Genomic DNA, 24,527 nt, shown 5'->3' with positions numbered 1-24,527 from the left:
TCCAATAAAAGCTAACTGTTTGCGTTAGTGGACGATAGACCCCATAGCCGCCTAACGCAAACGGATTGCGTTTAGCGGAGTTGGGGGCCGCGGCTCCCTCATCCCCGCCCCACCGTGAGCTACGTTGCGGAAACATGACGATCCCTCGGCGGGCTCTGCTCGCCACCGGAGCAGCCGGAGCGGCGGCCGCCGCCGCCCTTCCCACGGCGGCCGGCGCGGCGCCCGGAGCCGCGCCCGTCCGGACCGGGTTCGAACGGCTGGCCGCCGACGGGTACCGGCTGCTGCGTGGTCAGCGCGTGGGGGTCGTCACCAACCAGAGCGGGATCACCGCCGACGCCCGCGGCATCGTCGACGTGATGCACGCCGACCGCCGCGTGCACGTGACGGCCGTCCTCGCCGGCGAGCACGGCTACCGCGGCACGCCCCAGGCCGGGCTGTCGGAGGGCGACTCCACCGACCCCGCCACCGGCCTGCCCGTCCTCGACACGTACCGCAGGAGCGGGCGGGAACTCGACGAACTGGTCCTCCGGTCCGGCGTGGACACCCTCGTGTACGACAGCCAGGACGCCGGGGCCCGCTTCTACACGTGCATCTGGACGCTGTACGACTGCCTGGCCGCCGCCGCCCGGACCGGAACGCGCTTCGTGGTCCTGGACCGGCCCAACCCGGTCTCCGGCCGCGACGCGTACGGCCCGGTCCTGGACCGGCGGTACGCGTCGTTCGTCGGCCGCGCCCCGATCGCGCAGGCGCACGGCATGACCGTGGGAGAGCTGGCCCTGCTCTACAACGGCGAGTTCATGCCCGCGGAGGCCGGCCGGCCCGCCGAGCTGACCGTCGTCACCATGACGGGATGGCGGCGGCGCCACTTCCACGACGCGACCGGCCTGCCCTGGGTGCCGCCCAGCCCCAACATGGCCACCCCCGACACGGCGCTCGTCTACTCCGGCACCGGCCTGTTCGAGGGCACCACCATGTCGGAGGGGCGCGGCACCGTCCGCCCGTTCGAACTGCTGGGGGCCGAGGGGCTCGACGGCCGGTGGGCCCGTGCCGTCCGGGCCGAGCGGCTGGCCGGCCTGCACGTCCGTGAGGCGTACTTCTCCCCCACCTTCGGCCCGTTCCAGGGCCGCACGCTCGGCGGGGTGCAGCTGCACGTCCACGACCGCGCCGCCTTCGACCCCGTGCGCACCGGCGTCGCGCTGCTGGTCACCGCCAAGCGCGTGTGGCGCGGCTTCGCCTGGCGCCCGGACCGGTTCGTCGACAAGCTCGCCGGGTCGCCGCTGCTGCGCACCATGATCGACGCCGGTGCCGGCACGGACGAGGTGGTCGCGGCCTGGCAGGACGGGCTGCGGGCGTTCCGCGCCGTACGGCGGAAGTACCTCCGCTACACCTGAGCCGGGGCGCGGGTGTCAGCACTGGAGCGGCATCGGCACCTGGTCGCCGACCGGCCCGGTGTTGCGGCACATCCGGTAGCCCTGCGCCTTGAGGTCGCTGACGATGCCCTCCAGGGCGTCGGGGAAGTTGCTGAAGAGGTGGCCGAGGATGACGCCGTTGTGCTTCTCCTCCGGCGTCGCGCCGCGCACGCTCTCCCGGATGGCCTCGACGGAGCGCGCGCTGCCGCCCACCTTCTCCCAGTCGTGCGTGTCGATGGTCCAGTTGCAGATGCGGTAGCCGAGGTCGGCGGCCACCTCCTGCTCCCGCTCGCCGGCCTCGCCATAGGGCGGGCGCAGCAGGTTGCCGGGCACGCCGCCGCGGATCTCGTCGCGCAGCTCCTGGTCGCCCAGGGCGGTCAGCCGCTGGTGGGAGTACGAGTGGTTGCCCACCCAGTGGCCCTGCTGGCGCAGGGTGGCGGTGATGTTCGGGTACTGGGCGGCGAACTTGCCGATGAGGAAGAAGGCGGCGCGGATGCCCTGCGCCTGGAGCCGCGCGCCGATCCGCACCGACCGCTCGGGGTCGTTGTACGGCCAGTCGTCCAGCGACAGCAGCACCCGGCCCGAGGTGTTGCCGCACCGCTCCCGGTCGTAGGGCGCGGCCTCGTCCGGGTCGGCGGGAGGTGCGGGGGCCCGGGGCCGGCCGCCGTCGGGGTCGGGGTGCATGCCGTCGGAGCCGTCGGCCCGCCGTCCCGCCTTGCCGGCGGGGCTCGCGGCGGAGCGTGCGGCGCTCGCGCAGGCGCCGTTGCCGTCGCGCGCGCCCCCGGTGTGCGGCGGGCATTCGGGCTGGTCGTCGCCGTCCACGGCGGTGGCGGCCAGCGCCGAGCAGGTCACGAGCGCGGAGACGGCCGCCACCGTCTTCAGGGGAGCCCGCCGGCGCCGCCGGTGGCGCCCGCGGCCCCGCCGGAGGACTTCGCGGTATCCGGGTGCGGACATGCATGACTCCTCACGGGTGACGGCCCGCGGGCAGGACGGGGCCGGCACCGCACACCGGTGACGCCACCGGTCCGATGATCTTGACACCCACCCTCCGGCCGGGACGGCGCTCCCGCAACTGCGGGGCGGCACCGCGCTGGGCCGCCCGGGTGGTCCTCCGGCGCGTCGCAGGCCTGTCGGCCCGTCAGGGGCGGGCCCACGGGATAAGGGAGGCCGTCCGGGCCCGGCTCCTCCTTACGGTCGAACGCCGGGCCCGCCGGGAGCAGCGCGGGGCCTCAGCCCCTTCAGCCCTTGCCGCCCCTTCCGTCCTCGTCGGGGAAGACGCGGGTGACGACGCGGCCGTCCTCCGTCACGTAGCCGTGCAGCATCCCCTCGGTGCTGTAGGGAGCGGCGTACGTGCCCCGCGGGTCGAGCGCGACGAGACCGCCGGTGCCGCCCAGGCGGGGCAGCCGCTGCCGTACGACCTCATGGGCGGCGGAGGCGACGTCGCGGCCGCCGAACTCGACCAGGTGGGACAGGGTCGCGGCGGCGGCGCCGCGGAGGAACACCTCGCCGTGGCCGGTGGCGCTGACGGCGGCGGTGCGGTCGTCGGCGTAGGTGCCGGCGCCGACGACCGGGGAGTCGCCGACGCGGCCGGCCATCTTGTTCGTCCTGCCCCCGGTGGAGGTGGCCGCGGCCAGATGGCCGCGCCCGTCGCGGGCCACGGCGCCGACCGTGCCCATGGCACCGGCGGGGGCCTTCGCGGGGGCGGCCGTGCCGTGGCCCTTGGCCTTCATCAGCTCGTCCCAGCGCTGCTGCGTCCAGTAGTAGTCCTGCGTCACGGGCCGCAGGCCCTCGCGGACGGCGAACGCGTCGGCGGCCTCGCCCGACAGGAGGACGTGGGGCGTCCGCTCCATGACCAGGCGGGCGGCGGAGACGGGGTTGCGTACGTGCCGTACGGCGGTGACGCCCCCGGCGGCGAGGTCGGAGCCGCGCATGACGGAGGCGTCGAGTTCGTGGCCCGCGTCGTCGGTGAACACGGCGCCGCGGCCCGCGTTGAACAGCGGGTCGTCCTCCAGGACGCGTACGGCGGCCTCCACGGCGGCCACGCTGTCGCCGCCCCGCCGCAGCACGCGCGCGCCCGCGCGCAGCGCCCCGGCCAGGCCGTCGCGGTACGCCTTCTCCGTGGCGGGGTCGGTGTCCTCGCGGCGCAGCGCGGTGCCGGCGCCGCCATGGACGGCGAGGACGACGTGGCGGGCGGCGGGGGCCGTGCCGTACCCGTCACCGGCGGCGGCCGTCTCCCGGACGGCGGCGGGGCCGTTCTGCGCGGCGCTGCCCTGGGACAGGCCCGCGACGGCGCACAGGGCGAGGACGGGGACGAGCCACGGTCTGGCGTGACATGACCTGACGTGACGTGAGTGACGTGAATGCAGCGAGTGGGTCGAAGGACGCGCGTGACGCAGGTGACGCATAGGTTCCCCTTCGTCGATGCGGATCGGTCCTGGCCACCTGCCGACATGCATGCATGCCCAGGCGTGCCGTTCGCCTTCCGCTTCGACCCTGGGGGTGGCGTCCGCCCGTGTCCACACCGCCCGCGACGGGGCGTCAGAGAGCCGCCAGCCAGCGGGCGTCGAGCACCCCTTCGGCGACGAGGATGGCGGTGCCCGCCAGCAGGGCGGGGGCCCCGGCGGCCAGCGTCACCGACACGGGGCCGCGCGGGGTGCGGACGACGGTGGTGCCGCGCCGGCCGGTGAGGTGCTGGACGGCAGCGGCCGCGGCGCACGCCGTCGTACCGCAGGGCCGCGTCTCGCCGATGCCGGGGCGGTGGACGCGCAGCCGCACACTGCCGTCGGTGAGGACGTTGGCGAACGAGACGGTGACGTCGGGCGTGAGGGGGCCCGGCCCGCCGGCGAAGACGGTGAGGTCGGCCTCGGGGGCGCTGCCGAGGTCGAGGCAGGCCAGCGGCACGTCGACCACGCACACCAGGTGCGACGGCCCGAGCGAGAGGGCGACGCCGGGATGCGTACGGCCGTCGAGGGCGGCCCAGGAGCCGCCCAGAATGCGGGGGGCGGGCATCTCGGTGGTGACGTTCCCGTCCTCGCGGGCCAGCACCCGGCGGTCGCCGGTGTGCGTGCCGATCCACATCTGGCCGGGCCGCGCCAGGCCGGACACGGTCAGGTAGCGGGCCACGACGCCGAGGCCGGGGCCCCACAGGGGCAGCGGGTAACCGTCGGCGGCGTGGCAGTCGGTGAACCACTCCACGCGCCGGCGGCCGCCGGTCGCGGGGCGGCCGGTGCGGCGGTCGTGGCGCACCAGGTGCAGCAGCGCGTCGCCGCCCAGCCCGGTGTGCGGGTCGCACAGGCCGCGGACGGCGTCCTCGGAGAGGGTGACGGACCGTTCGGGGTCGGGCAGGAGGAGGAAGCCGTTGCCTCCGCAGTACCCCTTGAGGTACCGCGGTCCGGGCTCAACGCGGTGCGGGGGCACGGCGGGCTCCGGTGCGGGGTCGGGCGGGTGCGCCCGTGTCGCTGTCCACCCCTCGCATGCTGGGCGGGCGTACGGGCGTGGCGCAATGGCGCCGGTCCCGGGCCGCCCGGGGACTGCCGGGCAGCTGCCGGTCCGCCGGTCACGCCCGCGGGAATCCGCCGTCCGCGCGCGCCCCGAACGCGCCGGTCCGTGCGCCCTGTGGCGGGACGGACGCCGACCCTACTCTGAAGGAGAGGCTGGCACGGCCAAGGGGGAATGACGGTGGTCGAGGGCGCCGAGGGGCTGGATTTCGGCCTGTTGCTGCGTCGCTGCCGGATCGCGGCGGGGATGACGCAGGAGGAGCTGGCCGGGGCGTCCGGGCTGAGCGTCCGGGCCATCGGAGATCTGGAGCGCGGGCGGACCCGGCGTCCGCAGCGCAGATCGGTCGAGCTGCTGGCGGAGGCCCTGGCGCCGGGCGCCGAGACGGCCCGGCAGCTGGCAGAGGCGGCGATGGCGGCCCGGCTGGGCTACGGGGAGGCGCTGCCGCGACCGGAGGCGGGGGCGGCGGGCCTGTGCGAGCTGCCGCCCGACGTCGTGGACTTCACGGGGCGGGAGCGGGAGGCGCGGCGGCTGGAGGCCGCACTGGGCGGGGGCCGGCTGATGGTGGCGGGGCCCGGCCCGGCGGGTCCGCGGCCGGTGCTGGTGGAGGGTCAGCCGGGCGCGGGCAAGACGGCGCTGGCGGTGCACGCGGCCCACCGGTGCCGGGCGCGCTTCCCTGACGGGCAGGTGTTCGTGGAGCTGGCGCCGGCCGGCGCGCCGGCGCTGGGGCCGGTGGAGGTGGTGCGGCGGGTGCTGCGGTCGCTGGGGGCCGCGGACCCCGAGCCGGCCGGGCTGGAGGAGGCCGCCGCCCGCCTGCGGGCGGTGCTGGCGCGGCGCAGGGTGCTGGTGGTGCTGGACGACGCGGTGTCGGAGGCCCAGGTGCGGTGGGTGTGCCCGGCGGTGGGCGGCTCGGCGGTGCTGGCCACGTGCCGGCGCCGGCTGTCCGGGCTGGCGGGGGCCGAGGCCGTCACGGTGGCCGCGTTCCGGCCGCACGAGTCGCTGGCGTTCCTGGCCCGGATGCTGGGCGAGGAACGGGTGAGCGCGGCGGGCCCGGACGCGTCGGTGGTGGCGGGCCTGTGCGGTCATCTGCCGCTGGCGCTACGGGCGGTGGGGTGCCGGCTGCTGGCCCGGCCGCACTGGACGATGCGGACGCTCCTGGAGGAGGTGCTGGCCGATCCGCGGACGCGGCTGCGCGAGATGGGTTCGGGGGACGTGACGGTCCGGGCCTCCATGGCGCGGGCGTTCGCGCTGCTCGACGAGCGGGCCCGCGCGGCGCTGTGGCGGCTGGCCACGGCCCGCCCGCCCGGCTGGTTCACGCCGGCGACCGCGGCGGGGCTGCTGGGCTGCGGGCAGGCCCGTGCGCACCGGCTGCTCGGCGACCTGATGGACGGGCACCTGCTGGAGGTGGCCGAGGAGCGTCGGCCGGGCGAGCCGCGCTGCCGGGTGCCGGTGATGGTGCGGCTGTTCGCGGCGGAGGGCGCGTGGTCGGTGCCCGCGGGCGCGAGCGCGGCGGCGGGCCGGGGAGGGGTGCGCCGGGCGGCGGTGCCGGGGGCGCCGGCGCGTACGCCGGCGGTGGCGGTGGGCGGGGAGGCGTGTCAGCGGGTGGTGTAGCCGCCGTTGACGAAGACGGTCTGGCCGTTGAGCCACCAGCCGTCCGTCAGCAGGAACTTCACCCAGGGCACGATGTCCTCGATCTTCGTCAGCTCGCCGTTCATCGCGGACGACTTGTGGTACGCGATGGAGTCGTCGGTCTCCGCCGGGTAGAAGAACGAGGTGTCCATCGGGCCGGGCGCGATGTTGTTGACGGAGATGTTGCGGCCGAACAGCTCCTTGGACAGGGCGCGGGTGAAGTGCTCGACGGGGGCCTTGCTGCCGGCGTAGACGGAGTAGAGGCCGGTGTAGGCGGCGAGCAGCGACGTCACGATCGTGACGATCTTGCCGCCGTCCTGGACGCGCCGGGCCGCCTGCTGCATGACGAGGAACGCCGCCTTCGCGTTGACCGCGAACATGCGGTCGTACTCCTCCTCGCTGACCTCCGTCAGCGGCTTCTTGATGACCATGCCGGCGGTGTTCACCACGCAGTCGACCCGGCCGAAGGCGCCCTCGGCCACCTCGAAGAGCCCTTCCACCTCCACCCGCCGGCTGAGGTCCGCCTCGTGCACGACCGCCTCGCCGCCGGCCGCCTTGACCGCCTCGGCGGTCTGCTCGGCACCCTGCCGCGACGACGGGCTGTTGTAGTGCACGACGACATGGGCGCCGTCGGCCGCGACCTCCGTCGCGATGAGGCTGCCGAGGTTCCGTGAGGCACCCGCGACGACGACGACCTTGTCCTTGAGGCTGCGACTGGGCATGCGGCCACTGTAGGGCGGTATGTCCGCTTTCGCATGCGCGGCCGGCGTCGGCCACTCCGCACCGACCCCTCATACCGTCAGCTTGGTTAGGATAGCCTTACCTTATGACTCTGTCGCACGTGGACACCGTGGCGGAAGCCGCCGGCGCACCCGCACCCCCACCCCCTCCCCGGGGCAGCCGGACCCGTCTCGCCACCGCCACCGCCGCCCTGGCGCTCGCCGTCCTCGTGCTCGCAGCCCTGTCCCTCACGACCGGCGCCGCCGGCAACGTCGGCACGGGCGACGTGGCCGACTACCTCCTCGGCCGGCACGGCGCCCGCGACAACTCCCGGCTGGCCCTCGTCGTCGGCGACCTGCGCATCCCCCGGACGCTCACCGCGCTCCTCGTCGGCGCCGCACTCGGCACCTCCGGCAGCCTCCTCCAGGCCGTCACCCGCAACCCCCTCGCCGAGACCGGCCTCCTCGGCGTCAACGCCGGTGCCTCCCTGGGCGTCGTCACCGGCATCGCCCTCGCCGGCGTGAGCAGCGGCTACGGCCACCTGCTGTGGGCCTTCGGCGGCGCCCTGACCGCCGGCGCGCTCGTCCTGCTCGCCGCCGGCCGCCGGGGCGGCGGCTCGCCCGTACGCCTGGTCCTGGCCGGCTCCGCACTGGGCGCCACCTTCGGCGGCATCACCAGCATCGTCGTCGTCAACTCCGCCGAGACCTACGACCGCTACCGCTCCTGGATCCTCGGCTCCCTCGCCGGCGTCGAGGGCCTCGGCGAACTCACCGGCCTCCTGCCCGTCCTGGCCGCCGGCTTCGCCGTCGCCCTGCTCGTCGTCCGCCCGCTGTCCGCGCTCGCCCTCGGCGACGACCTCGCCCGCGGACTCGGCCACCGGCCCGCCACCGTCCGGGCGACGGTCGCCGTGGCCGTCACCCTGCTCACCGCCGCCTCCGTCGCCCTCGTCGGCCCCGTCTCCTTCCTCGGGCTGCTCGCCGGGTTCCTCGCCCGCGCCGTCGCCGGGCCCCGGCTCACCGCGCAGATCCTCCTCGCGGGCCTCATCGGCGCCGGCGTCCTGACCGGCGCCGACGTCCTCGCCCGCGTCGTCTCCCGGCCCTTCGAGGCCCCCGTCTCCGTCGTCGTCGCACTCATCGGCGCGCCCGTCCTCATCGGCATCGTCCGCTCCCGCCGCCTGACCGCCACCGGCCTGACCGGCCCCGCAACCGACACCGACGGAAACCCCGCGCCGGCGACCCGGCGGGCCCGCCCCGAGACGGACCCCGGCCCCGGACTCGTCCTCCGCCGCGGCCGGCTGTCCCTCCTCGTGCCCCGCCGGCCCCTCCTCGCCACCCTCGCGCTGGCCGCGCTGCTGCTCGCCGCCGTCGTGCTCGCCGCCCACGCCGGGCAGAGCGACATGGGCCTCACCCGCACCTTCCGCGCCGTCCTCGGCTCCGGCGACCACTTCGACGTGCTCCTCGTCCAGGAATTCCGGCTCGGCCGCATCGTCGCCGGCCTCGCCGCCGGCGCCGCGCTCGGCCTCGCCGGCTGCCTCACCCAGACCCTCGCCCGCAACCGGCTCGCCACACCCGAACTGCTCGGCGTCAACGACGGCGCCACCGCCGCCGTGCTCGTCTCCACGACCCTCACCGGCACGTTCGGCGCCTGGTGGGCCGGGCCGCTCGGCGCGTTCGCCGCCGTCCTCCTCGTCACCGCGCTCTCCGGCGGCACGGGACAACGCGGCCACCGCGTCCTCGTCGTCGGCCTCGCCACGTCCGCGCTCGCCTCCGCCGTCACGCAGGTCGTGCTCGCCCGCCGCTCCCTCTCCTCGGCCACCTCGCTGTACGTGTGGACGTCCGGCAGCCTCAACGGGCGCGGCTACGGCGTGGCCGGCCCGATGCTGCTCGGGCTGGCCGTGCTCGTGCCGCTCGCGCTCGTCGTCGCGCGCCGGCTGAACGTCCTGCGGTTCGACGACGCGACCGCCGCGTCGCTGGGCGTCGCGCCGGACCGAGTACGGCTGTTCTGCCTGCTCCTGGCCGTGGCCCTGGCGGGCCTGGCCGTCGGCGTCTGCGGGCCGGTGGGGTTCGTGGCGCTGGCGTCGCCGGTGATTGCGGGGCGGGTGGTGGGGGCCGGGCGGGTGCCGGTGGTTGCGGCGGCGCTTACGGGGGCGGTGCTGGTTGTGGTCGCCGATACGCTCGGCCGCCTTGTGCTCGGCGGTGCCGAGATCCCCGTGGGCATCGTCACGACCGTGCTGGGTGGGCCGTTCCTGTTGTGGGTGCTGCTCGGCCGGTCGAGTGCGGCGCGGTTGTAGACGCCTCCGGCGGTTCTTCCCCCACCCCGCCCTCCCCCAGCCTCCGGCCGGGGGGACCCCCATCCCGTAACCGGGGCTCCGCCCCGGACCCCGCGCCTCAAACGCCGGCGAGGCTGTTATGGCTGAGCGCTCAGCCACATCAAGCCCGTCCGGCGTTTGAGGACACCACCGCGGTAGCGGGAAACGGTGAAAGGGCGGGACCGGGGCCCCCTCCCCCCTCGCCACGTGAAAGGCACACCATGGAACTGCAGAGCGCGACACTTCGCGAACTCGCCGCCGAGCCCGCTGCCCTCGACACCTTCTGGACCCGCGTCCAAGCCCACGGCACCCCCCTAGTCGAGCCCGACCCGCAGGGTGACCCGCGGTACCGGCTCGTCACCTTCCTCTGGCGTGACAGCGGCGGCGGCGACAGCCACGTCCTCGCTCTCCTCCACACCGTCACCGACAAGGACCGGCACGCCGGTGACCTCACCCCGCATCTCATGCGGCGCGTTCCGGGAACCGACGTGTGGGCCCTCAGTCACCGGTTGCGTGCAGATCACCGGGCCTCGTACCAGTTCCACGTCTCACGCGACACCCCAGACACCGACCGAGCCGCCTGGTTGCACGTGCTCGACACCGCCGTGCCCGATCCGCTCGCCCTCGGAGCCGTGCTGCCCGCCCGGGACGGGCGCAGCCCGTCCTCCGTGCTGGCGCTGCCCGACGCCCCGCCGCAGCCCTGGGTCGCGCGCCGCGACGGCGTGGCCCGGGGCGAGCGGGGCGAGGCGGTCGTCGACGGGCGCCGGGTCAGCGTGCACCGGCCGGCCGGCGGGGGCGTGCCGCAGGCCGTGGTGGTGCTGTTCGACGGGGAGGTGTGGGGACCGGTGCTGGACTTCGGGACCAGCATGGACAACCTGCTGGCCGACGGCCGGGTCCCGCCCACCGTCACGCTGATGGTGCACACCATGGGACGCGACCGCCGCATGGCCGACCTGTCGTGCAGCGAGGAGTTCGTCGACTGGCTGGCCGACGTGCTGCTGCCCTGGGCGGCACGGACGTACGGCACGCCCGGCGACCCGGCCCGCACCGTCGTCGCGGGGCAGAGCGCCGGCGGGCTCACCGCGGCGTTCGCGGGGTTCCGCCGGCCGGAGCGGTTCGGGCTGGTGCTGTCCCAGTCGGGCTCGTTCTGGTGGCCGGACGGCACGGAGTCCGGCGCCGGCAGTGAATGGCTCACGCGCCAGTACGCACGCCACGAGCGGCGGCCGGTCCGCTTCCACCTGGAGGTCGGGCTGCAGGAGTGGATGCTGCTGCCGCAGAACCGGCACCTGCGCGACGTCCTCCGGTCCCGCGGCTACGACGTGACGTACGACGAGTTCAACGGCGGTCACGACTACGCCTGCTGGCGCGGTGGGCTCGCCGCCGGGCTCGCCGGGCTGCTCGGCCCGGGCCCGGCCTGCTGAACCCGCGCCGGCAGCCGCAGCGCGAAGGGCGTGCCGGCCGCCACCAGGGCGGCCGTGGCGAGGATCGCCACCCGGTACGGGCCGGGGTCCGCCTCCTCGCCGCGCACCCCGGAGCCGGCGAGCACCGCCGCCACGGCCGCAACGCCGAGCGCGCCGCCCAGCGTACGGACGATGGTGAACAGCCCCATGGCCTGCCCCGTCGAGGCCGGGGCGATGCCGTCGAAACCGGCGATCTGCACCGTCAGCACCGCCGTGCCGAGCACCAGGCCGACGCAGAACATCAGCGCCCGCACCGCCCAGGCGTGCTCCGCCACGCCCGGTACGGCCAGCGTCGCGAAGACGCCGGTGGCCAGGGCCAGGGCGGGTGCGGCGAGCAACCGGGGCCCGAGCCGCGGCAGCAGCCGGTCCACGGCCTGCGAGGCCAGCATCAGGCCCAGCGCCTCGGGGAAGACGGACAGGCCCGCGTCCAGCGCGGAGGCGCCGAGCGCCTCCTGGTACAGCAGCGGGAACGCGAACAGCACGCCCATCAGGCCCGCCGACGTGAGGAGCGCCAGCGCGGACGCGGACGCGAACACCCGGTCGGCGAGCAGCCGCAGGTCGAGCAGCGGCACCGCGGCCCGCCGCAGCAGATGCGTCACCGCCGCCGCGAGGAGGGCGAGGCCGAGCAGCCCGCCGCCGGCGACGGCCGGTGTGGTCCAGCCGTGCGACGGGCCGGTGCCCAGCGCGTAGGTGAGGAGGCCGAGCGCGGGCGTGGCGAGCAGGAAGCCCGTGCGGTCGAACGGCCCGTCGGCGCCCTCGGCCCGCTCCCGGATGCCCACCGCGCCGATCAGCACGGCGGCGACGCCCACCGGCACGTTGACGAAGAACAGCCAGTGCCAGGACAGGTGCTGGGTGAGGAAGCCGCCGAGCGGCGGCCCCAGGGCGGGCGTCAGTGCCGTCGGCACGATGAGCACCTTCGACAGCCTCGCCCGCTCGTGCGGCGGGAACGTGCGGAACAGCAGCGTCGTGCCCACGGGCGTGAGCAGCCCGCCGGCCACGCCCTGCACCGCGCGCGCGACGACGAGGGCGGTCAGCGACGGCGCGAGCCCGCAGGCGGCCGAGGCGGCGGTGAAGACGGCCAGGGCGCCCAGGAACACGCGTTTCGTGCCGAGGCGGTCGCCGAGCCGGCCGGCGGCGGGCAGCGCGACGGCCAGGGCGACGAGGAAGGCCGTCTCGACGGTGTGGGCGGCCGTCACGGGCGCGCCGAAGCCGCGCGCGATGGTGAGCAGGGCCGGGTTGACGATGGTGGAGTCGAGTCCGTTCATGCACATCGCCGCCGTGTACACGATCACGACGGCGATGCGCGGGGCGATGCGGGTCACGGGGCCACCGGGGTCGGGCCGGTCCAGTGCGCGGTGATCCAGTCGACGGCCTCGTGCCGGGCGCACGGCCCGTGCACGACGGTCCAGCCGCCGGGCACGGCGGCGAAGCCGGGCCACAGGCTGTGCTGGCCCAGGAGGTTGGCGAGGACGAGGAACTCGCCGTCGCCGTCGAAGGGGTTGGCGGGTGCGTCGTTCATGGGTCAGCTCTCCGGAGTGTTCAGGTGGTCGGCGATGACGCTCGCGATGTGCGCGATCGGTGCGGGCAGGGTCATGTCCTTGTGCGAGCAGGCGACGTCCGTGGCGGCGATCCGCCCGGTCACGTACGGGGTCCACGTCCCGGGCGTGAGCGTGGCGTCGACGGTGTCGACGGTGGCGCGGAAGAAGAGCACGTCGCCGTGGAAGACGCGGGTGTCGTAGCCGCGCACCAGGTGGTTGGTGTTGAGGTACACGCGGTTGAGGGCCTCGATGGTGGGGGCGTCGAGGCCGGCCAGCGGGGAGCCCTCGCGGCGCAGCACCTCGGTGACGTGGGCGAGGTCCAGGGGCTTGCCCTCCAGGATCTCGGGGCCGTGGCCGCCCATGGTGAGCAGGGCTTCCAGGGCTTCGGCCAGGTCGGGGACGGGCAGGTCGCGGAAGCCCTCGGCGGGGTAGGCGTCGAGGATGGCCAGCAGTTCCACGTCGGCGCCCTGCTCCTGGAGGAGGGCGGCCATGGCGTGGGCGATGATGCCGCCGGTCGACCAGCCCAGGAGGCGGTACGGGCCGTCGGGCCGGACCTCGCGCAGCCGGTCCACGTAGTGGGCGGCGAGCTCCTCCAGGGTGCGGGGCAGCAGCTCGGCGGCGGTGGCGGGGCCGACGCCCTGGGCCTGGAGGCCGTAGACCGGCACGTCGGCGGGCAGGTGGCGGATGAGGCCGGCGTAGCACCAGGCGAGGCCGCCCGCGGGGTGGACGCAGAACAGCGGTGACCGGTCGCCGTCGCGTGCCGGGCGCAGCGGCAGCAGGACGTCGAGGGCGTCGGTGTGCTCGGTGTGCCCGGTGGCCTCCAGCGCGGCGGCGAGCGCGGCGGGTGTGGGGGCCTGGAAGACGGTGCCGATGCCGACGTCGGTGCCGAAGGCGGCCTTGACGCGCCCGGCGAGGCGTACGGCGAGCAGCGAGTGGCCGCCCAGGTCGAAGAAGTTGTCGTCGACGCCGGTGCGGGGCAGGCCCAGGACGTCGGCGAAGAGGGCGCAGAGCTGTTCCTCGCGGGGGCCGCGGGGCGGGCGGCCGCCGGTGACGGGGGCGGCGGGGCCGGGGGCGGGGAGGGCCTTGCGGTCCAGCTTGCCGTTGGCGGTGAGTGGCAGCCGGTCGAGGAGGACGACCGCCGACGGGACCATGTGGACCGGCAGTTCGCCGGCGCAGTGCTCGCGCAGCCGTGCCGGGGTGGTGGTGCGGGCGGGGACGGCGTAGGCGACGAGGCGCTGGTCGCCGGGGGTGTCCTCGCGGACGACGACGGCGGTGTCGGCGACGTCGGGGTGGCCGGCGAGGACGGCCTCGATCTCGCCGGGCTCGATGCGGAAGCCGCGGATCTTCACTTGCTGGTCGGCGCGCCCGGCGTACTCCAGGGTGCCGTCGGGGCGGCGGCGGGCGAGGTCGCCGGAGCGGTACATGCGGGTGCCGCTCTCTCCGAAGAGGTGCGCGTACGGGTCGGCGACGAACCGTTCCGCCGTGAGGGCGGGCCGGCCGAGGTAGCCGCGGGCCAGGCCCTCGCCGGCGACGTACATCTCGCCGGTGACGCCGGGCGGCACGGGCTGGAGGTACGGGTCGAGGACGTACACGCGCAGGTCGGGCAGGGGGACGCCGATGGTGCTCGCGGTGCCGGCGGCGGCGCTCGACCGGTCGAGGGCGAGGTGCGTGACGTGCACGGTGGTCTCGGTGATGCCGTACATGTTGACGAGCGTCGGCGCGTCGTCGGCATGGCGCTCGTACCAGTCGGCGAGCCGGCCGGGTTCGAGGGCCTCGCCGCCGAAGACGACGTGGCGCAGGGCGAGGTCGCTGCCCGGGTTCTCCCGGTCGGCCGCCATGAGCTGGTGGAAGGCCGAGGGGGTCTGGTTGAGGACGGTCACCTTCTCCCGGGCGAGGAGCCGCAGGAAGGCGGCCGGGTCGCGGCTGACCAGGTGGGGCACGACGACGAGGCGGCCGCCGTGCAGCAGCGCGCCCCACAGCTCCCATACGGAGAAGTCGAAGGCGTAGGAGTGGAAGAGCGTCCACACGTCGTGCGCGCCGAAGCCGAACCGGGGGGCCGTGGTGGTGAAGAGGCGGGTGACGTTGTGGTGGGTGACGGGCACGCCCTTGGGGCGGCCGGTGGAGCCCGACGTGTAGATGACGTACGCGACGTCGTCGGCGTGCAGCGGGCGGGTGCGGTCGTCGTCGGTGAGGTCGGTGGCGTCGTACGCGGCGGAGCCGGTGCCGTCGGTGAGGACGACGGGCAGGTCGTGGGCGGGGAGGCGCGAGGCGGTGGCGGTGTCGGTGACGACGGCGGCCGGGGCGGCGTCGGCGAGCATGTACGCGAGCCGGTCGGCCGGGTAGTCGGGGTCGAGCGGCAGGTGGGCGGCGCCGGCCTTGGCGACGGCGAGGAGCCCGGTGACGAGGTCGAGGGAGCGGGGCAGGGCGAGGGCCACGATCGCGCCGGGCCCGATGCCGCGCACGGCGAGCTGCCGGGCCAGGCGGTTGGCGCGGGCGGACAGCTCCGCGTACGTGAGGTGGGCGCCGTCGCACGTGACAGCGGTGCGCCCGGGGTGGCGGCGGGCGGCGTCCTCGTACTGCTCCACGAGGGTGCGCCGCTCGGTGACGGCGGGCACGGACAGGGCCGTGTTCCACTCGACCAGGGCCTGGTGGCGTTCGGCGTCGTCGAGCAGCGGCAGCCGGCCCACGGGGGTGCCGGGGTCGGCGGCGGCCGCGGTGAGCAGCCGGGCGAGGTGGGTGGAGAGGCGTTCGGCGGTGGCGCGGTCGAAGAGGTCGGTGCGGTACTCGAGGAAGCCGGAGATGCCGTTGCCGTCGGCGCGTTCGCCGGCGTTGAGGGTGAGGTCGAACTTGGCGGTGCCGGTGGGGACGGCGGTCGTTCGCGCGGTGAGGCCGGGGCCCAGGGTGAAGGTGTCGTCGGGCAGGGACTGCCAGGCGAGCATCACCTGGAAGAGGGGGTGCCGGGCGAGGGAGCGGGGCGGGTTGATTTCCTCGACGAGCCGGTCGAAGGGCAGGTCGGCGTGGCGGTGGGCGGCCAGGGTGGTGGTGCGGACGCGGTCGAGGAGGGTGCGGAAGGCGGGGTCGCCGGAGACGTCGGTGCGCAGGACGAGGGTGTTGACGAAGAAGCCGACGAGGCCGGCGGTGGTGTCGTCGTCGCGGCCGGCGACGGGCGTGCCGAGCGGGATGTCGGTGCCGCAGCCGTGGCGGGCGAGGAGGGCGGCGAGGCCCGCCTGGACGGTCATGAAGACGCTGGTGCCCGTGGCGCGGGCGAGCCGGCGCAGGGCGGCGTGGGCGTCGGCGCCGAGGTGGAAGGGCACGGTGTCGCCGGTGTGGGAGGCGACGGGGGGCCGGGGCCGGTCGGTGGGCAGGGCGAGCTGGTCGGGGAGGCCGGCCAGGGCCTCCTTCCAGTGGTCGAGTTGCCGCCGGGCGAGCGGGGTGGGCCGGCCGGGGGTGCCGAGGAGCTGTTCCTGCCAGGCGGTGTGGTCGGCGTACTGGACGGGCCGGTGCGGCAGCTGGGGGGCACGGCCGGCGGCGCGGGCGGTGTAGGCGGTGGCGAGGTCGCGGGCCAGGGGGGTGGTGGAGGCGCCGTCGGCGGCGATGTGGTGCAGGAGCAGCAGCAGGGTGTGCCGTTGGCCGCCGTCGGTGAAGAGGGTGGCGCGGAGCGGGGGTTCGGTGGCGAGGTCGAAGCAGTGCCGGACGGCGGCGGTGAGGTCGGCGTCGAGGGGTGCGGTGTGGAGGGCGGGGGTGGCCTCGCCGGCGGGGAGGATGTGCTGGCGGGGTTCGTCGCCCACGGCGGGATGGACGGTTCGGAGGGTTTCGTGGGCGGCGGTGACGTCGGCGAGGGCGAGCCGCAGGGCGTCCTGGTCGACGGGGCCGTCGAGGGTCAGGGTGAGGGGGATGTTGTAGGTGGGGCTGGGGCCTTCGAGGCGGTGGAGGAACCACAGCCGCTTCTGTGCCGGGGACAGCGGCAGGTCGCCGGTGCGGGGGACGGGGACGAGGGCGGGACGCGGCGGGTCGCCGGCTTCGGGGGCCCGGGTCAGGAGGGCGGCGAGGGCGGCGGGGGTGGGGTGGGCGAAGACCTCGGCCAGGCCGACGGGGGTGCCGAAGGTGTCGCGGAGGCGGGCGGCGAGACGGCCGGCGGTCAGGGAGTGACCGCCGAGGTCGAAGAGGCTGGTGTGCGGGTCCGGTGGGGTGTCGAGGCCGAGGACCGAGGCGAACAGGCCGCGGACGATGTCCTCGTGGGCGGTGCGGGGGCCGGCGTGCCCGGTGGTGCCCGGTCCGGCCGGGGCGGGCCCGGGGTCGGGCAGGGCGCGGTGGTCGAGCTTGTCGTTGGCGGTGCGGGGCAGCGCGTCGAGGAGGACGACGGCGGCGGGCACGGCGGCTGCGGGCAGCCGTGCGGCGAGGTGGGCGCGGAGCTCCTCGGGGTCGCAGGGCGTGCCGCCGGCGGGGACGGCGTAGGCGAGGAGGCGGGGGCCGGTGGCGCTGTCGCGGGCGACGACGGCGGCGTGCGCGACGGAGGGGTGGGCGGCCAGCAGGGCCTGGACCTCGCCGGGTTCGACGCGGAAGCCGCGGATCTTGACCTGTTCGTCGGCGCGGCCGAGGAACTCCAGGGTGCCGTCGGGGCGGCGGCGCACGAGGTCGCCGGTGCGGTACATGCGGGCGCCGGGTTCGCCGTGGAGGGCGCCGAAGGGGTCGGCGACGAAGCGTTCGGCGGTCGGGCCGGGGCGGCCGAGGTAGCCGGCGGCGAGGCAGGCGCCGGCGACGTACAGCTCGCCGGTGACACCGGGGGCGGTGGGGCGCAGGCAGGTGTCGAGGACGTAGGTGCGGGAGCCGCGCACGGGCTGCCCGGTGGGCGGGGCGCCGGGCGTGGGGCCGGGCTGCCAGGCGTAGGCGTCGACGGTGGTCTCGGTGGGGCCGTAGAGGTCGAGGGGGGTGACGCCGGGGGTGGCGGCCAGGCGTCTCCACAGCGGCCCGGGCACGGGTTCGCCGCCGGCGACGACGACGGAGGGCCGGTGGCGGTCCGTGTCGAGGAGGCCCTCGGCGAGGAGGGCGTCGAGGTAGGAGGGGGTGGCGTCGAGGTAGTCGATGCGGTGCTCGTGGACGTACGCGGTGAGGAGGGCGGGGTCGCGGTAGGCGGTGTCGTCGAGGACGTGCAGTTCGTGGCCGTGGACCATCCAGATGACGGGGTCCCAGGAGGCGTCGAAGGCGAACGAGGCGTTGTGGGCCACGCGCAGCCGGTCGCGTCCGGCGCGGGCGGTGGCGGGGTCGATGTGGTCGGTGCCGTGCCCGGCGTACAGGTTGGCCAGGGAGGCGTGGGTGACGAGGACGCCCTTGGGGCGGCCGGTGGAGCCCGAGGTGTGGATGACGTACGCGGCCTGGCCCGGGCCGGAGGCGTCGGGGGCGGTGGCGGGCCGGGCGTCGAGGCGGGCGCGGGTGGCGGGGTCGTCGAGGAGGAGGACGGGCAGGTCGTGGCCGGGCAGGACGGTGACCGCGTCCGTGGTGGTGATGACGTGGCCGGGGCGGGTGTCGTCGAGCACGGCGGCCAGGCGCTGCGGCGGGTGGCCGAGGTCGAGCGTCTGGCAGACGCCGCCGGCCTTGAGGACGGCGAACTGGGCGACGACGGTGCGGGCGCCGCGGGGCAGGGCGACGGCGACGGGGGTGCCGGGGGTGAGGCCGGCGGCGCGCAGCTCGTGGGCGAGGCGGTTGGCGGCGGCGTCGAGGGCGGCGAACGTGAGGGTGGCGTCGGTGCCGCGCACGGCGACCGCCCCGGGGGTGCGGGCGGCCTGCATGGCGAGGAGTTCCGGCAGGGTGTGCGGGACGGGCGGTTCGGTGCGGCCGGCGGTGGCGGAACGTATCTCCGCCGTGGTGAGCAGGTCGATGGTGCCCAGGGGACGCTGCGGGTCGTCCCGCAGGAGGGTGGTGAGGGCGTCGAGGTAGCGGCGCAGCCCGCGTTCGTGGGTGGCGAGGGCGGCGGTGTCGTAGCGGCCGGGGTGGGCGTCGAGGACGAGGCGCAGGGCGCCGCCGGGGCGGGGGGTGACGCCGACGGCCAGGTCGTCGACGGGGCCGGCGGCGAGGTTGCGGACGACGCCGGGCAGGCCGGCGAAGTCGAGGTCGGCCTCGAAGGGCTTGATGTTGACCATCGGCCCGAACAGCGGCTGCACGGGGTCGGTGAGGCCGAGGTCGCGGCGCAGGTCCTCCTGGCGGTGGCGCTGGTGGCGGCGGACGGCGCGGATCTCGAGCACCACGCGGCGCAGGAGTTCGGCGGCGGTGTCCTGGGGGCGCACGCCGAGGCGCAGGGGCAGGACGTTGACGGTCATGGCGGGGGTGCGCAGGGCGGCGCGGCCGTGACGGTTGGTCAGGGGCAGGCCGAGGACGACGTCGTGGGCGCCGGTGACGCGGTGGACGTAGCCGGCGGTGGCGGCGACGAGGAGTTCGGCCCAGGTGGCGCGGGCGGTCTCGGCGGCGGCCTGGAGGCGGTCGACGGTGCCGGCGGGCAGGTCGGCGGTGTGGCGCAGAGCGGGGCCGGCGGGAGTGGCGGGGCGGTCGGAGAAGGAGGCGGGGGCGGGCGCGTCGGCCAGGCGCCGGCGCCAGAAGTCGCGGTCGGCGGCGTGGCGTTCGCCGGCGCGGTACGCGGCCTCGTCGTCGGTGAGTTCGCGCAGGGTGCCGAAGGTGCGGGGCGCGGGGTCGGTGCCGGTGACGAGGGCGGTGTAGACCTCGGCGACGCGGCGGCCGATGAGGGTGAGGGCGTAGGCGTCGACGGCGAAGTGGTGGACGCGCTGGTACCAGCGGTAGTGCTCGTCGGCGAGGCGGAACAGGGCCTGGGTGACCAGGGGCCCGCGGGCGGGGTCGACGGGCCGGGCGAGGTCGGCGCGGGCCCAGGCGTCGGCCGCGGCGGCGGGGTCGGCGGCGGTGCGCAGGTCGACGTGGTGCAGCTGCCAGGGGCCGGCGGCGCCGGTGCGCTGGTGGGGGTGGTCGCCGGGGACGGCGAGCACGGAGAGCGTCTCGGCCTCGCCGGCGGTGCGGCGCAGCGCCTGCTCGAAGTGGCCGGTGTCCAGGGGGCCGTGGATGTCGACGGTGTCGCCGGTGTTGAAGACGGGGCTGCCGGGGGCGAGCGCCTGGGCGTGGAGGATGCCGGACTGGGCGGCGAGCAGCGGGAGTCCGGCGGGTTCCGGGACCTCGCGGGGGTGGCTGGGGGACGCGGCCGGGTGGTGACGCATGGCGTGGGGACTCCCGTGAGGTGACAGGGGTGCTGCGCGCTCCGGGGACATCCCGGGCACGTCGACTTAGGTAAGCCTAAGCTATCTTTTGGTTGCCGGTGAGAGGGGTGCCGGACCGAGGCGCCCCGCCGGCCGGTACCGACGACAGGAGCGGCACATGCCGGACACCACCGTGGCCGAGGGCCTCAAATCAGCGATGCGCGAGCGGGTTTCGCAGCTGCGCGAGGAGCTCGTCGCGCTCAGCCGGCGCATCCACGCGCACCCGGAGACCGCCTTCGGCGAGCACCGCGCGGCGGCATGGTGCGCCGAGGCGCTGCGCCGGCACGGCTTCGCGGTCACCGCACCCGCCGGCGGCCTGGACACCGCCTTCGTCGCGACGGCGGGTACGGGCCCGGTGACGGTGGCCGTGGTGTGCGAGTACGACGCGCTGCCCGGCCTCGGCCACGCCTGCGGCCACAACGTCATCGCGGCCGCCGGCGTCGGCGCGGCCCTGGCCCTGGCGCCGTACGCGGACGAACTGGGCCTGACCGTACGGGTCGTGGGCGCCCCGGCGGAGGAGCGCGGCGCGGGCAAGGCGCTGCTGCTGGAGGCCGGGGTGTTCGCGGGCGTGGACGCGGCGATGATGGTGCACCCGTGCCCGTTCGAGGTCACGGAGTTCACGTCGTTCGCGCTGGGCACGCTGTCGGTGGAGTACCGGGGGAAGGCGGCGCACGCCACGCTGGAGCCGCACCGGGGCCGCAACGCGGCCGACGCCCTGACGGTCGCCCAGGTCGCGCTGGGGCTGCTGCGGCAGCAGCTGCCGCCGGAGTGGAAGGTGCACGGGGTGACGACGGCCGCGGGGACCGCGCCGAACCTCGTACCGGACCGGGCCACGGCGGAGTACGAGATCCGTGCCACGGTCGCGGACGACCTGCGGGAGCTGCGCGACCGCGTCGAGGCGTGCTTCCGCGCGGGCGCGCTGGCCACCGGGTGCGAGGTGTCCCTGACCCGGCCCGAGCCCGAATACCTCGACTTCCGCACGGACCCCGGGCTCGCCGGGCTGTGGCGGGAGAACGCGCGGCGGCTGGGCCGCCCGGAGCCGGTGGCACGGACCGCCTTCGCCTGCACGGACATGGGGAACGTGTCGCACGTGGTGCCGTCGCTCCACCCGGTGCTGGACATCACGGGCGGTGCGTGCGGGCCGCACGAGGCGGCGTTCGCGGAGGCGGCGGTGTCGCCGGAGGCGGAACGGGCGGTCGTGGACGGCGCGGTGGGCATGGCGTGGACGGCCGCGGACTTCGCGGCCCGGCGCGCGGAGCGCTGACACGAGTCCGTACGACGCCGGTACCGGGCGGCCCGCGGAGGCCCGCCCGGTTCGCGCGCCCTACTTCTTCAGTGCCTTCGTGAGGTCGTCGATGACGGCCTGGCTCGCGAGGGGGCCGCCGCGCGTGGACCACACCGAGCCGCTCACCGTCACGACGTGCCCCTGCTTCACCGCGTTCAGGTCCTTGTACGCCGGCTTCTCCTGCACGTCCTTCAGCGCCTTCTCGCCGTCGGACGTCAGCGTGGAGAGGAACAGCCAGTCGCCGTCGATCTCGGAGATGCGCTCCAGGCTCAGCGGCGGCGTGTGCGCGTTGCCGTCCTTGTCCTGCGCCTTGGGACGCTTCAGCCCCATGTCGAGGGCGACACCGCTGGCGAACTGCTTCTTCTCCATCCAGCTGGGACCGTCCGGGTTCCAGCGGACGATGGAGACCGCGGCGCCCTTGTTCGCGCCGAGGTCCTCGCCGGCCCTCCTCGCCTTCGCCTCGTAGCCGGCGATGACCTCGTTCGCCTTGTCGATGCTGTTGACCGCGTTGGCGATGCCCCGGAACGACAACTTCCAGTCGTCCGTGGGCGCCATGGTGACGAGGGTCGCGGGGGTGATGCTCCGCAGCTGCTTCAGCACCTGCTGGTCCTGCATGTCGCCGGCCAGGATGAGGTCGGGGCGGGCGGCGACGACCTTGTCCATGACGGGCTGCAGCAGATTGCCGACGACGTCGACGCCCTTGACCTTGTCCGCGAGGTAGGCCGGGGGCTTGTCCATCCCCTGCCCGTTGGTGATGCCGACGGGCTTGAGGCCCAGGGCGAGCACCGCGTCGAGGTCCTCCTGGGTGAGGGTGACGATGCGCCGGGGGTGCTCGGGCACCTGCACCGCGGTGCCGGTGGCGTCCTTGACCGTACGGGTGCCACCCGAGGACCCGGCCCGCACGCCGCCGTCCCGGTCACCGCCGGAACCTCCGGACGAGCCGCAGCCGGTCACCAGCAGGGCGGCCGCTCCCACGGCGGCGAGGACCCGTGCCGCGCGGCGCGGCAGGGAGGGGCGGGGGCGGAGGGGTGCGGTCATCGAAGGCTCCGGGCGGTGAATACCGGCGGCTGCCGGTGGGATTCGGTCAAGGTCGGGACAGGCGGAGGCGTCCGGAGGAGGGTGGGGGCCTCCACCGGACGCAGGTGGATATTAGGTTAGCCTTACCTAAATGTCACTCCGTCGGCAGTCCGCTCCCCACCTCCTGACGGCCGTCCTGACGGCTGACGGGGGGCCGGGCGGCGAGGAGGAACCTCAGCCGGGCGAGCAGGCCCGGCCGCGGGCCCGCGGGCCGGGCGGGCAGCGCCTCCTCGGGCCGCTCCTCGACGACGACGGGGGCCGGCTCGGGCTCGGGCCGGGGACGGAAGGCGCGGTACGCCTCGGCGCGGACGTAGGCGCCGAGGGCGCGCGCGGGGTCGATGCGCATGATGGGTGACTCCTGCTGTCATGCCTGCCGGGCGTGCCGGCGGAACCCCTCGGGGCTCGGCCACGAGGGCTCAAGGGCTCGGGAGAGGACGGGAATGCACGACGCCCCGTCCGACGCCGGAACGCGGCGCGGAACGGAGCGGGCCCTCTCAGCAGCGCAGGACGGAATGGCACGCGTGACCGGCGGCGACGGCGGCGCCACCGGGCCCGGCCGGCGGCCGCGGGGCGGCGGGCCCCCCGGCCCCGGCCGCCCCGGACACGCCGGCCTGCGGACAGGAACGCCTGCCCACGGGCCGCCCCACCCTCCCCGGACGCGCTACGCCTTGCTCCGGCACACACGGCAGGCCCTCGTCGGGAGAGCCGTCCACCGCGAGCGCCGACAGCGGCACCTCCTCGCGGACGGTACCCGGCTCGACCGCCTCGCCCGCCCCGGCGACGGTGCCGGCCAGCAACAGCAGGACGGAGGCCAGCACGGCCACCACAGCCCGCGCCACGGACTGCGGACCGCCGGCACGACCCCGCCTCGCCATACACCAACCGTAGTTGTTCGGTCACCTCGGGTGCATTCCGTCGATCGGGTGAGATTGAGGGCGAGATCACGACATGTCAGGTGCCCCCGGTACGACGGTCCGACTGGCCGGATTCCGCCCCTCCCCACCGGGTCCGGTCAGGCAACGGGCCGCCGGTCGCCGTCCGGGAGGGCGTAGGACGACCTTCTTCAGGACCTTCTTCCGAAAGGCAGGCGACATGAGAGCACGCCGAGCGACCCGTGTCCTGGCGGGGACCATGGTGTCCGCCCTGGCCGCGACAGCCCTCACCGCGACCGCCGCCACGGCGGCCCCCTCACCGGGACCGGACCACGACCGGCACGCCGCCGTACGGGCGGTGATGGACCAACACGTGAAGGAGGGCATACCCGGGGTCCTGGGCCGCAGCGAGGACCACGGCGCCACGTGGAAGGGCTCGGCCGGCGTGGCCGACCTCTCCACCGGGCGCAAGCGCACCGACCGCGACCGGTTCCGCATCGGCAGCGTCACCAAGGCCTTCACCTCCGTGGTGCTGCTCCAGCTGGAGGCCGAGGGCAGGCTGAACCTGGACGACACCGTCGACCGCCACCTGCCGGGCCTGGTCCGCGGCAACGGCCACGACGGCACCCGCATCACCCTGCGCCAGCTGCTCAACCACACCAGCGGCATCTACAACTACACCGCCGACCCCGAGCTGGCCGCGGCCCTCACCACCGGCTTCCCCCAGCACCGCTACGACGTCTGGAAGCCCGGGCAGCTGGTGGGCCTGGCCATGCGGCACCAGCCGGACTTCGCCCCCGGCACCGGCTGGAACTACTCGAACACCAACTACGTCCTGGCCGGCATGGTGGCCGAGAAGGTCACCGGCCGCTCCTGGGCGCAGGAGGTGCGGCAGCGCGTGCTGCGCCCGGCCGGTCTGCGCGACACCACCCTGCCGGGCAACTCGTCGGCCATGCCCTCGCCGCACGGCCGCGCCTACAGCAAGCTGAAGTTCGGCCCGTCGGGCCCGTCCGGCCCCATCCAGGACACCACCGAGCTCAACCCGTCGTGGGGCTGGGCCGCCGGTGAGATCATCTCGACCACCGGAGACCTCAACCGGTTCTACTCCGCGCTCGTCGGCGGGAAGCTGCTGCCCGCCAAGCAGCAGAAGGAGCTGCTGACCGCCGTGCCCACCGGCCCCGGAGGCGAGTCCGCCGGTGCCGCCGGCTACGGCCTGGGCCTCATGCGCGCGAAACTCTCCTGCGGCACGTCCGTGTGGCTGCACACCGGTGGCATCCACGGCTCGTCGACCCTGGCCGCCTCCACGGACGACGGCCGCCACACCACCGCGTTCAACCTCAACGGCGACTGGCTGGGCGACCTCGGGGCCCTGGTGGAGGCCGAGTACTGCGGCACGGTGCCGCCCGCCAAGGGGCACACCGCCCAGCGTTCCCCGTCCCTGGAGAAGCTGACGGCCCTGCGCTGACGCGCACGGCCGGGCC

The 24,527-nt window shown here is 75.7% G+C and carries 16 protein-coding genes; 6 read left to right on the top strand and 10 right to left on the bottom strand.

The features are described 5' to 3' along the window. Positions 1–134: 134 nt before the first annotated feature. Complete coding sequence (locus IE305_RS05030) at positions 135–1,391, top strand: exo-beta-N-acetylmuramidase NamZ family protein (RefSeq protein ID WP_190128111.1); 1,257 nt, start codon at positions 135–137, stop codon at positions 1,389–1,391. Positions 1,392–1,406: 15 nt separating this feature from the next. Here IE305_RS05030 and IE305_RS05025 read toward each other — a convergent pair whose 3' ends face one another. The 3 genes from IE305_RS05025 to IE305_RS05015 all read right to left on the bottom strand — a co-directional run bounded on the left by IE305_RS05025 (position 1,407) and on the right by IE305_RS05015 (position 4,826). Continuing rightward, the gene (locus IE305_RS05025) at positions 1,407–2,363 is read right to left on the bottom strand and encodes a polysaccharide deacetylase family protein (protein ID WP_190128110.1); all 957 of its coding nucleotides are present in this window, start codon (positions 2,361–2,363) and stop codon (positions 1,407–1,409) included. A 284-nt stretch (positions 2,364–2,647) separates the two neighbouring features. Continuing rightward, positions 2,648–3,814 (bottom strand): isoaspartyl peptidase/L-asparaginase family protein, encoded by a 1,167-nt coding sequence (locus IE305_RS05020; RefSeq protein ID WP_190128109.1) that lies wholly within the window; start codon positions 3,812–3,814, stop codon positions 2,648–2,650. Positions 3,815–3,947: 133 nt separating this feature from the next. Then, the gene (locus IE305_RS05015) at positions 3,948–4,826 is read right to left on the bottom strand and encodes a diaminopimelate epimerase (RefSeq protein ID WP_190128108.1); all 879 of its coding nucleotides are present in this window, start codon (positions 4,824–4,826) and stop codon (positions 3,948–3,950) included. Positions 4,827–5,081: 255 nt separating this feature from the next. On the opposite strand from IE305_RS05015, the gene IE305_RS05010 reads away from it, so the two are divergent. Then, entirely contained in the window at positions 5,082–6,515 is a 1,434-nt protein-coding gene (locus IE305_RS05010; RefSeq protein ID WP_190128107.1) for a helix-turn-helix domain-containing protein, read from the top strand. Here the strand turns inward: IE305_RS05010 and IE305_RS05005 are convergent. Next, positions 6,500–7,255, bottom strand: a complete 756-nt coding sequence (locus IE305_RS05005; RefSeq protein WP_190128106.1) for an SDR family oxidoreductase — start codon at positions 7,253–7,255, stop codon at positions 6,500–6,502. The two genes, IE305_RS05010 and IE305_RS05005, sit on opposite strands and share 16 nt — an antisense overlap. 104 nt (positions 7,256–7,359) lie before the next feature. On the opposite strand from IE305_RS05005, the gene fhuB reads away from it, so the two are divergent. Further along, the gene (gene fhuB / locus IE305_RS05000; protein WP_190128105.1) at positions 7,360–9,543 is read left to right on the top strand and encodes a Fe(3+)-hydroxamate ABC transporter permease FhuB; all 2,184 of its coding nucleotides are present in this window, start codon (positions 7,360–7,362) and stop codon (positions 9,541–9,543) included. A gap of 239 nt (positions 9,544–9,782) precedes the next feature. Continuing rightward, positions 9,783–10,982, top strand: a complete 1,200-nt coding sequence (gene fes, locus IE305_RS04995; RefSeq protein WP_190128104.1) for an enterochelin esterase — start codon at positions 9,783–9,785, stop codon at positions 10,980–10,982. On the opposite strand, the gene IE305_RS04990 is transcribed toward fes, so the two are convergent. Genes IE305_RS04990 through IE305_RS04980 form a run of 3 tightly spaced genes read right to left on the bottom strand, consistent with a single transcriptional unit; the run spans position 10,913 to position 19,773 of the window. Further along, positions 10,913–12,292 (bottom strand): DHA2 family efflux MFS transporter permease subunit, encoded by a 1,380-nt coding sequence (locus IE305_RS04990; protein ID WP_190128232.1) that lies wholly within the window; start codon positions 12,290–12,292, stop codon positions 10,913–10,915. The two genes, fes and IE305_RS04990, sit on opposite strands and share 70 nt — an antisense overlap. Before the next feature lie 47 nt (positions 12,293–12,339). Then, positions 12,340–12,540, bottom strand: coding sequence for an MbtH family protein (locus IE305_RS04985; protein WP_190128103.1), 201 nt, complete (start codon positions 12,538–12,540; stop codon positions 12,340–12,342). A 3-nt stretch (positions 12,541–12,543) separates the two neighbouring features. After that, positions 12,544–19,773 (bottom strand): non-ribosomal peptide synthetase, encoded by a 7,230-nt coding sequence (locus tag IE305_RS04980; protein WP_190128102.1) that lies wholly within the window; start codon positions 19,771–19,773, stop codon positions 12,544–12,546. Between the two features lie 157 nt (positions 19,774–19,930). Between IE305_RS04980 and IE305_RS04975 the strand changes: the two genes are divergently transcribed. Continuing rightward, positions 19,931–21,076 (top strand): M20 family metallopeptidase, encoded by a 1,146-nt coding sequence (locus tag IE305_RS04975; RefSeq protein WP_190128101.1) that lies wholly within the window; start codon positions 19,931–19,933, stop codon positions 21,074–21,076. Between the two features lie 60 nt (positions 21,077–21,136). Here the strand turns inward: IE305_RS04975 and IE305_RS04970 are convergent, their stop codons facing one another. The 3 genes from IE305_RS04970 to IE305_RS04960 all read right to left on the bottom strand — a co-directional run bounded on the left by IE305_RS04970 (position 21,137) and on the right by IE305_RS04960 (position 23,049). Continuing rightward, the gene (locus IE305_RS04970) at positions 21,137–22,135 is read right to left on the bottom strand and encodes an ABC transporter substrate-binding protein (RefSeq protein ID WP_190128100.1); all 999 of its coding nucleotides are present in this window, start codon (positions 22,133–22,135) and stop codon (positions 21,137–21,139) included. Positions 22,136–22,268: 133 nt separating this feature from the next. Then, positions 22,269–22,520: a hypothetical protein gene (locus tag IE305_RS04965; protein ID WP_190128099.1), complete on the bottom strand. Its 252-nt coding sequence runs from the start codon at positions 22,518–22,520 to the stop codon at positions 22,269–22,271. A 148-nt stretch (positions 22,521–22,668) separates the two neighbouring features. After that, entirely contained in the window at positions 22,669–23,049 is a 381-nt protein-coding gene (locus tag IE305_RS04960) for a hypothetical protein (RefSeq protein WP_190128098.1), read from the bottom strand. 217 nt (positions 23,050–23,266) lie between these two features. On the opposite strand from IE305_RS04960, the gene IE305_RS04955 reads away from it, so the two are divergent. Then, complete coding sequence (locus IE305_RS04955) at positions 23,267–24,511, top strand: serine hydrolase domain-containing protein (protein WP_190128097.1); 1,245 nt, start codon at positions 23,267–23,269, stop codon at positions 24,509–24,511. The last annotated feature ends 16 nt before the right edge of the window (positions 24,512–24,527 follow it).

Origin of the sequence: Streptomyces mashuensis (assembly GCF_014654785.1) — a bacterium.
GTDB classification, from domain to species: Bacteria; Actinomycetota; Actinomycetes; order Streptomycetales; family Streptomycetaceae; genus Streptomyces; species Streptomyces mashuensis.
This window is presented reverse-complemented; position numbering and strand designations above follow the sequence as displayed.

Excerpts from the sequence above, each read along its gene's own strand:
- IE305_RS05030 (WP_190128111.1), top strand. The coding sequence starts at position 135 with ATGACGATCCCTCGGCGGGCTCTGCTCGCCACCGGAGCAGCCGGAGCG.
- IE305_RS05010 (WP_190128107.1), top strand. The coding sequence starts at position 5,082 with ATGACGGTGGTCGAGGGCGCCGAGGGGCTGGATTTCGGCCTGTTGCTG.
- IE305_RS04960 (WP_190128098.1), bottom strand. The coding sequence starts at position 23,049 with ATGGCGAGGCGGGGTCGTGCCGGCGGTCCGCAGTCCGTGGCGCGGGCT.
- IE305_RS04970 (WP_190128100.1), bottom strand. The coding sequence starts at position 22,135 with ATGACCGCACCCCTCCGCCCCCGCCCCTCCCTGCCGCGCCGCGCGGCA.
- fhuB (WP_190128105.1), top strand. The coding sequence starts at position 7,360 with ATGACTCTGTCGCACGTGGACACCGTGGCGGAAGCCGCCGGCGCACCC.
- fes (WP_190128104.1), top strand. The coding sequence starts at position 9,783 with ATGGAACTGCAGAGCGCGACACTTCGCGAACTCGCCGCCGAGCCCGCT.
- IE305_RS04965 (WP_190128099.1), bottom strand. The coding sequence starts at position 22,520 with ATGCGCATCGACCCCGCGCGCGCCCTCGGCGCCTACGTCCGCGCCGAG.
- IE305_RS05005 (WP_190128106.1), bottom strand. The coding sequence starts at position 7,255 with ATGCCCAGTCGCAGCCTCAAGGACAAGGTCGTCGTCGTCGCGGGTGCC.
- IE305_RS05025 (WP_190128110.1), bottom strand. The coding sequence starts at position 2,363 with ATGTCCGCACCCGGATACCGCGAAGTCCTCCGGCGGGGCCGCGGGCGC.
- IE305_RS04955 (WP_190128097.1), top strand. The coding sequence starts at position 23,267 with ATGAGAGCACGCCGAGCGACCCGTGTCCTGGCGGGGACCATGGTGTCC.
- IE305_RS05020 (WP_190128109.1), bottom strand. The coding sequence starts at position 3,814 with ATGCGTCACCTGCGTCACGCGCGTCCTTCGACCCACTCGCTGCATTCA.
- IE305_RS04990 (WP_190128232.1), bottom strand. The coding sequence starts at position 12,292 with ATGTGCATGAACGGACTCGACTCCACCATCGTCAACCCGGCCCTGCTC.
- IE305_RS04975 (WP_190128101.1), top strand. The coding sequence starts at position 19,931 with ATGCCGGACACCACCGTGGCCGAGGGCCTCAAATCAGCGATGCGCGAG.
- IE305_RS04985 (WP_190128103.1), bottom strand. The coding sequence starts at position 12,540 with ATGAACGACGCACCCGCCAACCCCTTCGACGGCGACGGCGAGTTCCTC.
- IE305_RS04980 (WP_190128102.1), bottom strand. The coding sequence starts at position 19,773 with ATGCGTCACCACCCGGCCGCGTCCCCCAGCCACCCCCGCGAGGTCCCG.